This window comes from Acidomonas methanolica, from assembly GCF_004346035.1.
GTDB classification, from domain to species: domain Bacteria; phylum Pseudomonadota; class Alphaproteobacteria; order Acetobacterales; family Acetobacteraceae; genus Acidomonas; species Acidomonas methanolica.
In genome coordinates, this window is sequence record NZ_SLZN01000048.1 from 1 (window position 1) to 11,519 (window position 11,519).

Below are 11,519 nucleotides of genomic sequence, written 5' to 3' on the forward strand. Positions count from 1 at the left end.
CCAAAGCCAGCCCCCTTCCCGGCTCTCATCTTGAATCAGATCACGCCGCCAAGGGGAATCCCTAACGATTCAGTTCGTGCAGAAAACGCTCTAGAGTTAAGATTGGTATCGCGCCCTCGCCATACTCACCAACTAGGCGCGCATCCAAGAAGGCGTCGAAAAGGCAGATGACGGCGAGGCTCTGCGTTCCTTCTCCATGCTGACCCAACGGCAGCGCTGCACCTGAAACACCGGAAAGCATTACTTGCGTCTTCGCTAAGATATCAAATACCCGACTTGGAAGCGCTTCAATACTTACAGGCGCACTGCCTCCCCCTAGCGGAACCAGAGTGGCGGATTTCGCCAGTCTTTGTTTGACGGATTCGAAACCCGTATGGGCGTCTAAGACCCGCTGGTTTAGGGCAGCAATTTCCTCCTCTATCTCAGCCCGGATTTCCGGATCAATCTTAAGTGCCTTGACAAATGGTCCCCAAAAGGGAGCCCCCGGCCGGAATTCCTTTGCCGCATCTCTCAGGGCTGCCAAGTAAAAGGCAGGAATAATTTGCTGGAGCCTTCGCCCAGCATTCGGGTTGGAAGGGTAGGGATTTCCAGCCGGGTCAAGAAATTCGAAGTTAGAAACGAAAATATCCAACGCGTCGTCATATTTCCCTGTAAGACGAACAGTAATAGTCTGGAGCCCGTCCGTTCCGATGCCTACAACGGGGCCAAGTTGCTGGACTTTGGCCTCAGGCCATTCATCCGCGGAGGTCTCGCTGAATGTCAACTTTATTTCGATCGGATCGGCATCTGTGGGCTCCCTTCCCACTCCGAGATGATAGTCGTATTCGGTGAATACGCCAGACCTACGGCTCAGCGTCCGGCTAAGCACTGCATGAATCGCGTTCAGAACCGTCGATTTTCCGGTATTGTTGGATCCGAAGATCACCGTCGTCTCATCTAGATTGAGAGATAGGTGCGTGACGCCACGAAAATTCTTGATTTCCAACTTACGAATGAACATCGAGCAGCCTTATCTATTCCTTCATTGCCGTTTGGCGTCCACCGGAGGCGGCCCCCAATCAGACCGCTTTCTTCAGGACCGGACTGGCCTTGAAACGCACGGTCTTGCCGGCTTTGACCTTCACCGGCTCCCCGGTGCGGGGATTAAGCGCCTTGCGCGCCTTGGTTTTGTGGACCGTGAACGTCCCGAAGGACGGCAGGGTGAACCCGCACTCCTGCTTCAGTTCGGCGACAATCGCCCCGACCAGGTCATCAGCCGCCTTGGTGGCGGCAACCCCGGTGCAAGCGAGGGAATCCTGAAGAACAGCGGCAATGAAGGCTTTGCTCATGCGGGCGCAGGTCCGTGTCGTGGTCGAATCTGAGAACGGTAGCAGCGCCCTTTCGCCCCGTCACCGCCCAAACGGCAACACACCCCTATGCAAGTTCTTCTATCCCAGCGCCCTACGGTCCAAGAGACTTGTTGCGCTTCCGTGTCCATGCCTCTTTCTAATCGACCCCGCTGATCCACCACTTCCCTCGGGAGGCCAATCGCGGGTTTCTGATGACCGTCGCTCCTTTCCGTTCCGAATCCGTCGCCCGAGGCACGCGCATGCTGCGCACTGCCCTTGGGTCGGCGATTGCCGGGTATCTCGACGATCCGTCGATCGTCGAGGTGATGCTCAATCCCGACGGCCGCCTATGGATTGACCGGCTCGCCGGCGGGATGGAGGATACCGGCATCCGGATCACGCCTGCCGACGCCGAGCGGATCGTCCGTCTTGTTGCCCATCATGTCGGGGTCGAGGTGCATCCCGGCAGCCCCCGCGTCTCCGCCGAACTGCCGGGAAGCGGGGAGCGGTTCGAGGGGCTGGTGCCCCCGGTGGTGGCCGCGCCCTGCTTCGCCATCCGGCGTCCGGCGGTCGCGGTGTTCTCGCTCGACGATTATGTGGCTGGCGGGATCATGACCGCCGCACAGGCCGCGTTTCTGCGTCGCGCGGTGATGGAGCGGCAAAACATCCTCGTCGCAGGTGGCACCTCCACCGGTAAGACCACGCTGGTCAACGCCCTCCTGGCCGAGATCGCGCGGACCGGCGATCGGGTGGTGCTGATCGAGGACACCCGTGAACTGCAATGCGCGGCCCCTAATCTGGTCGCCCTGCGCACCAAAGACGGCGCGGCCTCGCTCTCCGACCTGGTCCGCTCCTCGCTGCGCCTGCGTCCCGACCGGATACCGATCGGCGAGGTCCGCGGCGCCGAGGCACTCGATCTCTTGAAAGCCTGGGGTACCGGTCATCCCGGCGGCGTCGGCACCCTGCATGCGGGGTCGGCAATCGGCGCGCTGCGCCGGCTGGAGCAGTTGATCCAGGAAGCCGTCGTCACCGTGCCGCGCGCCCTGATCGCGGAGACCATCGACGTGATCGCGGTGCTCTCCGGGCGCGGCAGCGCGCGCCGGTTGACCGAACTCGCCACCGTCCAGGGCCTGACCCCGGAGGGCGACTACATCCTCACATCCGCCGGAGATCCGTCATGACCCGCATGATCACCCTGCGCCGCCATCTCGAAGTGGCTGGTGCCGTCCTGTCGCTCGCCCTGCTGTCGGCCCCGGCTTACGCGGCAGGCTCCAACATGCCCTGGGAGGAGCCGCTCAACAAGATCCTGGAATCCGTGCAGGGGCCAGTGGCGCGTATCGTGTCGGTGATCATCATTACCGTAACCGGCCTGACGCTGGCCTTCGGGGAAACCTCTGGCGGCTTCCGCCGCCTGGTGCAGATCGTCTTCGGTCTGTCGATCGCTTTTGCGGCGTCCAGCTTCTTCCTGTCCTTCTTCTCCTTCGCGGGCGGGGCGCTGATCTGATGGAGCCGGACAGCATTCCCGGCTTCACCGCCCCGGTGCATCGCGCCCTGATCGAGCCGATCCTGCTCGGCGGCGCACCGCGCACGGTGGCCATCGTCAACGGCACGCTGTCGGCAGCAATCGGCCTCGGCCTGCGCCTGTGGATCGCCGGCGGGATCTTCTGGCTGGTCGGCCATCTCGCCGCTGTCTGGGCGGCCAAGCGTGATCCTGCCTTCGTCGACGTGGTGCGCCGGCACCTGCGTTATCCCACCCATCTGGTCGGGTGAGCGCGCCATGCTGAATCTCGCCGAATACCGCCATCGTCGCGACCGCCTCGCCGATTTCCTGCCCTGGGCAGTTCTGGTCGCAGAAGGTGTGGTGCTGAACAAAGATGGCGCCTTCCAGCGCACCGCGCGCTTTCACGGCCCGGACCTGGACTCCTCGACCGCGTCCGAACTGGTCGCGATCACGTCGCGGCTGAACAATGCCCTGCGCCGGCTTGGTTCCGGCTGGGCGCTCTTCGTCGAGGCGCAGCGCCAGCCGGCGCGGGGCTATCCTTCCAGCCCGTTCCCCGACCCCGCCTCCGAACTGGTCGACGCCGAGCGCCGGGCACAGTTCGAGGAAGAGGGTGCCCATTACGAGAGCCATTATTTCCTCACTCTGGTCTGGCTGCCACCGGCGGACGACGCCGCCCGCGCGGAAGCCTGGCTCTATGAGAACCGCGCCCGTGGCGGCTCCGACTGGCAGGCCGTGGTCGCGGGCTTCACCGACCAGACCGACCGTGTGCTGGCGCTGCTCGATGGCTTCATGCCCGAGGCAGACTGGCTCGATGACGCCGAGACCCTGACCTATCTCCATTCCTGCATCTCCACGCGCATGCAGCGGGTGCGGGTGCCGGAAATCCCGATGCATCTCGATGCAATTCTGGTCGATGAGGAACTGACTGGCGGCCTGGAACCCCGCCTGGGCGATGCCCATCTGCGCACGCTCACCGTCACCGGCTTTCCCACCCAGACCTGGCCGGGGCTGCTGGACGAACTGAACCGGCTGGCCTTTCCCTATCGCTGGTCGACGCGGGCAATCTGCCTCGACCGCACCGACGCGACCAGAGCGCTGGGCAAGATCCGGCGGCAATGGTTCGCCAAGCGCAAATCGATCATGGCCATCCTCAAGGAGGTCATGACCAACGAGGCGTCGGTGCTGCTGGATTCCGATGCCGCCAACAAGGCGGCCGACGCCGATGCCGCCCTGCAGGAACTCGGCACCGACCAGGTCGGCCAGGCCTATGTCACCGCCACTGTCACGGTCTGGGACGAGGATCCGACCGTCGCCGCCGACCGGCTGCGGCTGGTCGAGAAGACCATCCAGGGCCGCGACTTCACCTGCATGCGCGAGAGCGTCAATGCGCTCGAAGCCTGGTTTGGCAGCCTGCCGGGGCACGTCTACGCCAATGTCCGCCAGCCCTGTGTCTCGACCCTGAACCTGGCGCATATGATCCCGCTCTCCGCGGTATGGGCCGGTCCGGAGCGCGACCGACATTTCGACGCCCCGCCATTATTCTATGCCCGCACCGAGGGTTCGACGCCGTTCCGCTTTGCACTCCACGTCGGCGATGTCGGCCACACGCTGATCGCCGGGCCGACCGGGGCCGGCAAGTCGGTGCTGCTGGCCTTCATCGCGATGCAGTTCCGCCGCTATGCGGGGGCCCGGATCTTCGCCTTCGATTTCGGTGGCTCGATCCGCGCGGCAACACTGGCGATGGGCGGCGACTGGCACGATCTCGGTGGCGCATTGGCGCAGGACATGAACGAACCAGTAGCATTGCAGCCGCTGGCGCGGATCGACGAACCGGGCGAACGGGCCTGGGCGGCGGAATGGGTGGCGACCCTGCTGGAGCGCGAGGGTGTCACGATTGCGCCCGACCTCAAGGACCATCTGTGGTCGGCGCTGACCTCGCTGGCCTCGGCCCCGGTTGCGGAACGCACCATCACTGGTCTGTCGGCGCTGCTCCAGTCGCTGGCGCTGAAGCAGGCATTGCAACCCTACTGTGTTGGTGGCCCGTGGGGGCAATTGCTCGACGCCGAGCATGAGCGGCTGGGCGTGGCCGATATCCAGGCCTTCGAGATCGAGGGGCTGATCGGCTCGGGTGCGGCGTCCGCCGTGCTGTCCTATCTGTTCCATCGTATCGAGGACCGCTTTGACGGCAGCCCGACGCTGCTGATCATCGACGAGGGCTGGCTGGCGCTGGATGATCGCGCCTTCGCAGGACAGCTCCGGGAATGGCTGAAGACGCTGCGCAAGAAGAACGCCTCCGTGATCTTCGCCACCCAGTCATTGGCCGATATTGACGCCAGCCCGATCGCGCCCGCCCTGATCGAAAGCTGCCCGACCCGGATCTTCCTGCCCAATGACCGGGCGCTGGAGCCGCAGATTACCACGCTCTATCGCCGTTTCGGCTTGAACGACCGCCAGATCGAGATCCTCAGCCGAGCCACGCCCAAGCGCGATTATTACTGCCAGTCCCGCAGAGGCAACAGGCTGTTCGATCTCGGCCTGTCCGAGGTGACGCTGGCGTTCACCGCCGCGTCGTCGCCCGACGACCATGCCGCCATCGACCGGATCTTTGCCCGGCATGGCCGTGACGGGTTTGCGGCGGCCTGGCTCGCGCACAAAGGCGTCGAGTGGGCGGTCGAGATGCTCAATCCGGGAGAAGGTTCATGAGAAATCGGATGACAATGAAATCGGTTTTCGTGTCCGGCGTTGCTCTGGTGCTGCCGTTTGCCGTGAGCGTCCCGGCCCATGCGCAATGGGCGGTCTATGACGGTGCCAACCATGTGCAAAGCGTCCTGATTGCCGCACGGGCATTGCAGCAGGTCAACCAGCAGGCGCAGAGCCTCACCAATGAGGCGACCATGCTGGAGAACCAGGCCCGCAATCTGACCAGTCTGCCGTTCTCCGTGCTGGCGCCGCTGGACCAGTCGATCGCCCAGACGGAAGCAATCGTCGGTCAGGCGCAGGGGCTTTCCTATAACCTGTCCAGCATCGATCAGGCGTTTTCGCAGACCTATCCGCAGGCGCTTGCGAGCCCGGGTTCGGCGGCCCAGATGACCGGTGACGCGCAGACGCGATGGCAGAACGCAAGGGGCGCCTATCAGGACGGGCTGCGCGTGCAGACCGGTGCGGTGCAGAATCTCGACAGTACCGGCAGTCAGATCGACAGTCTGGTCACCTCGAGCCAGGCGGCCACCGGCGCCTTGCAGGCCGCGCAGTCGGGCAACCAGCTTATGGCGCTGCAAACCCGCCAGCTTGCCGACCTCACCGCTGTGACGGCGGCGATGGGCCGCGCCCAGGCGCTGGAAGGTGCCCGGCAGGTGGAGAGTGAGGAGCAGGGCAGGGCACAGCTTGCGAATTTCCTGAATTACGGGGCCGGCTACACGCCTGGCACCGCACAGATGTTCCACTGATGCGCGCGCCGCGCCTTTCCCCGCCGATCGTCTTCCGGCTCATGGCCGTCGGGCTGGTCGTTCTGATTCTGGTCGCTGCGACCCTGCATCTCCGGCACGCTCCCCGGGACGTCGCGGTGCTGGATCTCGGGCCGCCGGGATCGCGTGACCGGCTGGCTGGCGGTCTGGCGCGTTGTCAGGCGCTCGGCATGAAGGCCGATGGCGATCCAGCTTGCGAAGCGATCTGGGCCGAGAACCGCAGGCACTTCTTCGCGCCCGACGCGGCACGGTGACGCCATGCAGCAGGGCACCGGCGTCATCGACAATTTCCTTGCCATCTTCACCCGGTATATCGATTCCGGCTTCGGGCTGGTGCAGGGCGACGTCCACTGGCTCGCCGGTGTGCTGATCACCATCGACATTACCCTGGCCGGGCTGTTCTGGGCGCTGGCGCCAGATGAGGACGTGCTGGCGCGGCTGGTCCGCAAGACCCTGTTCATCGGTATGTTCGCCTTCATCATAGGCAATTTTAACGGTCTCGCCCGCATCATCTATGAATCCTTCGCAGGCCTAGGCATCGAGGCTGGGGGCGGGCATCTCGCCCAGGCGCAACTGCTCCAGCCGGGTAGGCTGGCACAGGTCGGCATCGACGCCGGCAAGCCGATCCTGACCTCGATCTCCTCGCTGGTCGGCTTCGTCGCCATCTTCAACAACGCGATTGAGATTGCGGTATTGCTGATTGCCTGGCTGATCGTGGTCATCAGCTTCTTCGTCATGGCGATCCAGCTTTTCGTGGCACTGATCGAGTTCAAGCTGACCACGCTCGCAGGCTTCGTGCTGGTGCCCTTCGGGCTGTTCGGTCGCACCGCCTTCCTCGCCGAGAAGGTGCTGGGCAATGTCGTCTCGTCCGGGATCAAGGTGCTGTTGCTGGCCGTTATCGTCGGCATCGGTTCGACGGTGTTCGGCCAGTTCACCAACGGTTTCAACACCCCGCCCACCATCAATGACGCACTGACCCTGATCCTCGCCTCCCTGACGCTGCTGGGGCTGACCGTGTTCGGGCCGGCATTGGCCAACGGGCTGATCGCCGGTGGTCCGCAACTCGGCGCGGGATCCGCTGTCGCTACAGCCGCCGGGGCGGTCGGCGCCGGGGTGGCGGCTGCTTCCGGGGCCGGACTGGCTGTGGGGGCTGCGGCAGCCGCCGTGCGTGGCGGCGCTTTTGTCGCGGGCGGCACGACCGCCGCCTATCAGGCCGGAGGTGCGGCAGGTGTCGCGAAGGCCGGACTGTCGGCTGCCGCCAGCCCGTTGCGCCGGGCCATGGCCAGTGTCCGCACCAGCTATCAGGCCGGCGGGGCTGCCGCGACTGGCGGCGCGGGTGGGGCGACCGCTTCGGGCGGTGGCGGTGGCGCGGGTGCTGCCGGAAAGCCGCCGGCCTGGGCCAGCCGGATGCAGCGCAACAACCGGATCAGGGGCGGGGCGGACGCTGCTGCGCAGGCGATCAAGGGCGGCGACCGGCCCAGCGGTGGCCATGACGTCGATCTCTCGGAGGGAGAATAACCATGTTCCGTCGTCCCACCATGCGTTTCGGCAAAACGCCGGAACCGGAAACGCCCTATCACAAGGCCGCCCAGGTCTGGGACGACCGCATCGGCTCGGCCCGTGTCCAGGCGCGCAACTGGCGGCTTGCCTTCTTCGGCTGTCTGGCTTTGAGCGGCGGCCTGGCCGCCGGGCTGGTCTGGCAGTCGGCGCGGGGCACCATTACGCCGTGGGTGGTGCAGATCGACCACCTTGGCCAGGCGCAGGCCGTGGGGCCGGCGACCGCCGCCTATCGGCCGACCGATCCGCAGATTGCCTGGTATCTGGCGCGCTTCATCTCCGAGGTGCGCGGCATTCCTGCCGATCCGGTGGTCCTGCGGCAGAACTGGCTTGACGCCTATAACTACGTCACCGATCGCGGTGCGCTGGCCCTGAACGATTATGCCCGCACCAATGATCCGTTCGGCAAGCTCGGCAGGATGCAGGTGGCAGTCGAGATCGCCAGCGTGATCCGTGCCTCCGACGACAGTTTTCGGGTGGAGTGGGTCGAGCGCCGCTATGTCGATGGCGCGCTGGCCTCGACCGAACGCTGGAGCGCGCTCCTGACCATTGTCGTCACCACCCCCACCGATGCCGAGCGGCTGCGCAAGAATCCGCTCGGCATCTACATCCACGCCCTCAACTGGTCCAGGGAACTCGGCTGATGCGCACCCTCAATACCGTCGCGCCGCTCATGATCCTGCTGGCGCCGCTCGCGGCCTGCTCCTCATGGAAGCCGCCTGCCATCCGGTACGACGATACGTCCCGGCAGGCGGTGCTCACCCCGGAGCCACCGAAACCGGTGCAGGTGGTGGCTCTGCCCGAGCCCCTGCCGCTGCCGGGGCAGCTCAAGCCGATCCCGTATCGGCGCACGACGCCGGAAGCCGCCGATCCCCATCAGCGGGTCGAGCACGCCAATAGTGCGGCGCGGGTCCAGCCGACGCGGGCCGGTTATCTTAATGCGATCCAAATCTATCCCTTCTCCGAGGGGGCGCTCTATCAGCTTTACGCCGCACCCGGCGAGATCACCGACATCGCTCTGCAGCCGGGCGAAAAGCTGGTCGGTGCCGGCCCGGTCGCTGCGGGCGATACCGTGCGCTGGATCATCGGCGATACCGAGAGCGGGGCAGGGACGTCGAAACGCATTCATATCCTGCTCAAACCGACGCGCCCGGACCTCACCACCAACCTGGTCATCAACACCGATCGGCGCACCTATCATCTGGAACTACGCTCCGACGAGCGGACCTATATGGCCTCGGTGTCGTGGGACTATCCGCAGGACCAGATCGTTGCCCTGCGCGGGCAGGATCGGGATTCTGATCTTGGCACTCCGGTCGCGACGGGCGTCGATCTCGATGCGCTGAATTTCCGCTACCGGATCGAGGGCGACGAGGCGCCGTGGCGGCCGTTGCGGGCCTTCGATGACGGGCGGCAGGTCTTCATCGAGTTTCCGACCGGCATCGCCCAGGGGGAGATGCCGCCGCTCTGGGTGATCGGCCCGCAGGGCGACGGGCAATTGGTGAATTACCGGGTGCGCGGCAACCGGATGATCGTCGATCGCCTGTTCGCGGCAGCCGAATTGCGGCTGGGTGCGAAGCACCAGCAGGTGGTGCGCATCGTCCGCACCGATGGAGCGCGTCGATCGTGAGCGGAAGCACTGGTGCGGGGGAGGCGGACAAACCAGTGCCTCCCGTCAGGCCGCCGGGCGAGATGCGGTTGCGCGTGACGCGACCGCCGGTCACGCGACTGTCGCGCAAGGTAATCATGGGGCTGACGCTGGTGGCGGTCATCGGCGTCGGGGGTGCGCTCTATGTGGCGCTGAAGCCCGCACCCCGAACGGGCAAGGCCGAACTCTATAATACCAGCAACCGCACCACACCGGACGGGTTGGCGAACCTGCCGGGAGACTATACCCACCCGCCACGTCTTGGGCCGCCGTTGCCCGGCGATCTCGGCAGGCCGTTCCTCAAGGCAGGCGTGGGTGCCCCCGGCATGGCGACACCCGCCGTACCGGCCGATCCCGAGAAGCAGCGCATGGCCCAGGAGCAGGAAGCCGCACGGGTCAGCCATCTGTTCACCCAGACGCAAGTCGGGCGAAACAGCGCCGCCCCGGTGACGGCCGACCCGCCCACAGTTCCATTCCCCGTTAATTCGACCGATCGCAACCAGGTGTTTCTCGATAGCCCGGTTGACCAGCGTACCGTGAGTGCTGTGCGCCTGACGCCTGCTCCCAGCCCGTATGTAATCCAGGCGGGATCGATCATTTCCGGCGCGCTGATTACCGGCATCCGCTCCGACCTGCCCGGTGAGGTCACGGCGCAGGTGACGGAGAATGTCTATGACAGCCCGACCGGCCATATTCTGCTGATCCCGCAGGGCGCGACGCTGATTGGTCGCTATGACTCCCAGATCTCCTATGGTCAGAAACGGGTACTGCTCGTCTGGACCCGGCTGATGCGTGGTGCAAGAGAGTCGATCGTGCTGGAGAACGAACCGGCCGCCGATGCGGCGGGGTTTGCCGGGTTGCAGGATCAGACCGACAATCATTGGGGCGAGGTATTCAAAGCCGCGTTGGTCTCGACCGTGCTCAGCGTAGGTTCAGAAGCCGATATCGGTGGCAGCAATGGCATCGCCCAAGCGCTGCGCACTGGCGGCTCGCAGGGCTTCAACCAGATCGGTGAGCAGATGGTCGGGCGGTCGCTGAATATCCAGCCCACCAATACGATCCGGCGTGGCTTTCCCGTCCGGGTCATGGTGCATCGCGATCTGGTTCTTTCCCCCTACAGACAGGAGGTTTCCCGATGACAAAGCTCAGGCTTGGGCCGATTGAGGATGACAAACCAGTGCGACTGACCGTTGAACTGCCAGCCGCCGTGCATCGCGATTTGCTGGAATATGGCCGGCTTCTGGCGCGTGAGAGCGGTCAGGCCGAGATCGCGCCAGCGAAGCTGATCCCGCCGATGCTGGTTCATTTTATGGAGGGGGATCGGGGCTTTCGGAAGCTGCGCGGGGAGAGGTAACTCGCCAATAGGGCTTTGCCCGGTCACGCATGAAGGCGACAAATTTTCCTACGACGGGATCTTCGCTTTCGGCACGCCAGACCAGGTTGATCTTGAACCCGGCATCTTCCTCGTCGATTGGGATGAATTTCAGGCCGGGGAGGTTGAGAGTCGAATAAGTTTGCGCTGCGACAGTGACGCCGTGTCCTGCCCGCACGAAGGCGAGCAGGGTCATGTTGCCCGTTTCAAAAATGCGCACATTAATGCCGGGTAGCCGCGTAGCAAAGAAATCACGACCGATCCTATCTTTTCCCCACGACCATAGAAGCAGATTTTCGTTTTTGAGGTCAGTCCATTGAATGGTTGTTTTTTCGGCAAGGCGGTGAGTATTTGGCACGGCCGCCATCAAGGGCTCGAAGTAAATTGGAGTATGCGGGTGGTGTTGAGAAAGGGCTAATTCAGGAAGCAGGGCAACGTCGATATGACGTTCGATCAGTGCGGAATGGAGTGTTCTTTCACCCGGTTCGTGTGGTGTGACACTTATGCCGGGATAGGTTGTCCGCCATTCGACGAGCAAACTTGTCAGGACGGCGTTTAGAGCATTTTCCTTTCAATCTGGCTCATACCCTGCTGCGGTGAAGAAATTCACGCACTCTGCTGGCGAGACCTGATCGATCAGGATGCCGAT

At 64.2% G+C, this 11,519-nt stretch carries 14 protein-coding genes; 11 read left to right on the plus strand and 3 right to left on the minus strand.

Going from position 1 to position 11,519, the window contains the following annotated elements; genetic code table 11:
• Positions 1–61 precede the first annotated feature (61 nt).
• Entirely contained in the window at positions 62–1,000 is a 939-nt protein-coding gene (locus tag EDC31_RS16300; protein ID WP_042062411.1) for an AAA family ATPase, read from the minus strand.
• A 58-nt stretch (positions 1,001–1,058) separates the two neighbouring features.
• Positions 1,059–1,328, minus strand: a complete 270-nt coding sequence (locus tag EDC31_RS16305; protein WP_042062409.1) for an HU family DNA-binding protein — start codon at positions 1,326–1,328, stop codon at positions 1,059–1,061.
• A 212-nt stretch (positions 1,329–1,540) separates the two neighbouring features.
• On the opposite strand from EDC31_RS16305, the gene trbB reads away from it, so the two are divergent.
• Genes trbB through EDC31_RS16360 form a run of 11 tightly spaced genes read left to right on the plus strand, consistent with a single transcriptional unit; the run spans position 1,541 to position 10,852 of the window.
• Positions 1,541–2,509, plus strand: coding sequence for a P-type conjugative transfer ATPase TrbB (gene trbB, locus EDC31_RS16310; protein WP_042062406.1), 969 nt, complete (start codon positions 1,541–1,543; stop codon positions 2,507–2,509).
• The gene (locus tag EDC31_RS16315) at positions 2,506–2,832 is read left to right on the plus strand and encodes a TrbC/VirB2 family protein (RefSeq protein WP_132127176.1); all 327 of its coding nucleotides are present in this window, start codon (positions 2,506–2,508) and stop codon (positions 2,830–2,832) included. The genes trbB and EDC31_RS16315 overlap by 4 nt, the downstream gene beginning before the upstream one ends.
• Positions 2,832–3,098 (plus strand): VirB3 family type IV secretion system protein, encoded by a 267-nt coding sequence (locus EDC31_RS16320; protein WP_042055735.1) that lies wholly within the window; start codon positions 2,832–2,834, stop codon positions 3,096–3,098. The genes EDC31_RS16315 and EDC31_RS16320 overlap by 1 nt, the downstream gene beginning before the upstream one ends.
• Positions 3,099–3,105: 7 nt before the next feature.
• Positions 3,106–5,532 carry a conjugal transfer protein TrbE gene (gene trbE, locus EDC31_RS16325; protein ID WP_042055732.1) on the plus strand — a complete coding sequence of 809 codons (2,427 nt, stop codon included), beginning with the start codon at positions 3,106–3,108 and terminating at the stop codon, positions 5,530–5,532.
• The gene (gene trbJ / locus EDC31_RS16330; RefSeq protein ID WP_042055730.1) at positions 5,529–6,275 is read left to right on the plus strand and encodes a P-type conjugative transfer protein TrbJ; all 747 of its coding nucleotides are present in this window, start codon (positions 5,529–5,531) and stop codon (positions 6,273–6,275) included. Before trbE ends, trbJ begins: the two co-directional genes overlap by 4 nt.
• Positions 6,275–6,547: a putative entry exclusion protein TrbK-alt gene (trbK-alt, locus tag EDC31_RS16335; RefSeq protein WP_042055729.1), complete on the plus strand. Its 273-nt coding sequence runs from the start codon at positions 6,275–6,277 to the stop codon at positions 6,545–6,547. Before trbJ ends, trbK-alt begins: the two co-directional genes overlap by 1 nt.
• A 4-nt stretch (positions 6,548–6,551) precedes the next feature.
• Positions 6,552–7,811, plus strand: a complete 1,260-nt coding sequence (gene trbL, locus EDC31_RS16340; RefSeq protein ID WP_042055726.1) for a P-type conjugative transfer protein TrbL — start codon at positions 6,552–6,554, stop codon at positions 7,809–7,811.
• A gap of 2 nt (positions 7,812–7,813) precedes the next feature.
• Positions 7,814–8,494: a conjugal transfer protein TrbF gene (gene trbF, locus EDC31_RS16345; RefSeq protein ID WP_042055724.1), complete on the plus strand. Its 681-nt coding sequence runs from the start codon at positions 7,814–7,816 to the stop codon at positions 8,492–8,494.
• Entirely contained in the window at positions 8,494–9,480 is a 987-nt protein-coding gene (trbG, locus tag EDC31_RS16350) for a P-type conjugative transfer protein TrbG (protein ID WP_042055720.1), read from the plus strand. Before trbF ends, trbG begins: the two co-directional genes overlap by 1 nt.
• Positions 9,477–10,637, plus strand: coding sequence for a TrbI/VirB10 family protein (locus tag EDC31_RS16355; RefSeq protein WP_042055718.1), 1,161 nt, complete (start codon positions 9,477–9,479; stop codon positions 10,635–10,637). Before trbG ends, EDC31_RS16355 begins: the two co-directional genes overlap by 4 nt.
• On the plus strand, positions 10,634–10,852 hold the full coding sequence (locus EDC31_RS16360; RefSeq protein ID WP_042055715.1) for a DUF2274 domain-containing protein: 219 nt from the start codon (positions 10,634–10,636) through the stop codon (positions 10,850–10,852). The genes EDC31_RS16355 and EDC31_RS16360 overlap by 4 nt, the downstream gene beginning before the upstream one ends.
• On the opposite strand, the gene EDC31_RS16365 is transcribed toward EDC31_RS16360, so the two are convergent.
• Positions 10,806–11,417, minus strand: coding sequence for a LysR family substrate-binding domain-containing protein (locus EDC31_RS16365; protein WP_264816598.1), 612 nt, complete (start codon positions 11,415–11,417; stop codon positions 10,806–10,808). The genes EDC31_RS16360 and EDC31_RS16365 overlap by 47 nt on opposite strands.
• Between the last annotated feature and the right edge of the window lie 102 nt (positions 11,418–11,519).

Coding starts and splice junctions, on each gene's coding strand:
- EDC31_RS16300 (WP_042062411.1), bottom strand. CDS start 1,000: ATGTTCATTCGTAAGTTGGAAATCAAGAATTTTCGTGGCGTCACGCAC.
- EDC31_RS16305 (WP_042062409.1), bottom strand. CDS start 1,328: ATGAGCAAAGCCTTCATTGCCGCTGTTCTTCAGGATTCCCTCGCTTGC.
- trbB (WP_042062406.1), top strand. CDS start 1,541: ATGACCGTCGCTCCTTTCCGTTCCGAATCCGTCGCCCGAGGCACGCGC.
- EDC31_RS16315 (WP_132127176.1), top strand. CDS start 2,506: ATGACCCGCATGATCACCCTGCGCCGCCATCTCGAAGTGGCTGGTGCC.
- EDC31_RS16320 (WP_042055735.1), top strand. CDS start 2,832: ATGGAGCCGGACAGCATTCCCGGCTTCACCGCCCCGGTGCATCGCGCC.
- trbE (WP_042055732.1), top strand. CDS start 3,106: ATGCTGAATCTCGCCGAATACCGCCATCGTCGCGACCGCCTCGCCGAT.
- trbJ (WP_042055730.1), top strand. CDS start 5,529: ATGAGAAATCGGATGACAATGAAATCGGTTTTCGTGTCCGGCGTTGCT.
- trbK-alt (WP_042055729.1), top strand. CDS start 6,275: ATGCGCGCGCCGCGCCTTTCCCCGCCGATCGTCTTCCGGCTCATGGCC.
- trbL (WP_042055726.1), top strand. CDS start 6,552: ATGCAGCAGGGCACCGGCGTCATCGACAATTTCCTTGCCATCTTCACC.
- trbF (WP_042055724.1), top strand. CDS start 7,814: ATGTTCCGTCGTCCCACCATGCGTTTCGGCAAAACGCCGGAACCGGAA.
- trbG (WP_042055720.1), top strand. CDS start 8,494: ATGCGCACCCTCAATACCGTCGCGCCGCTCATGATCCTGCTGGCGCCG.
- EDC31_RS16360 (WP_042055715.1), top strand. CDS start 10,634: ATGACAAAGCTCAGGCTTGGGCCGATTGAGGATGACAAACCAGTGCGA.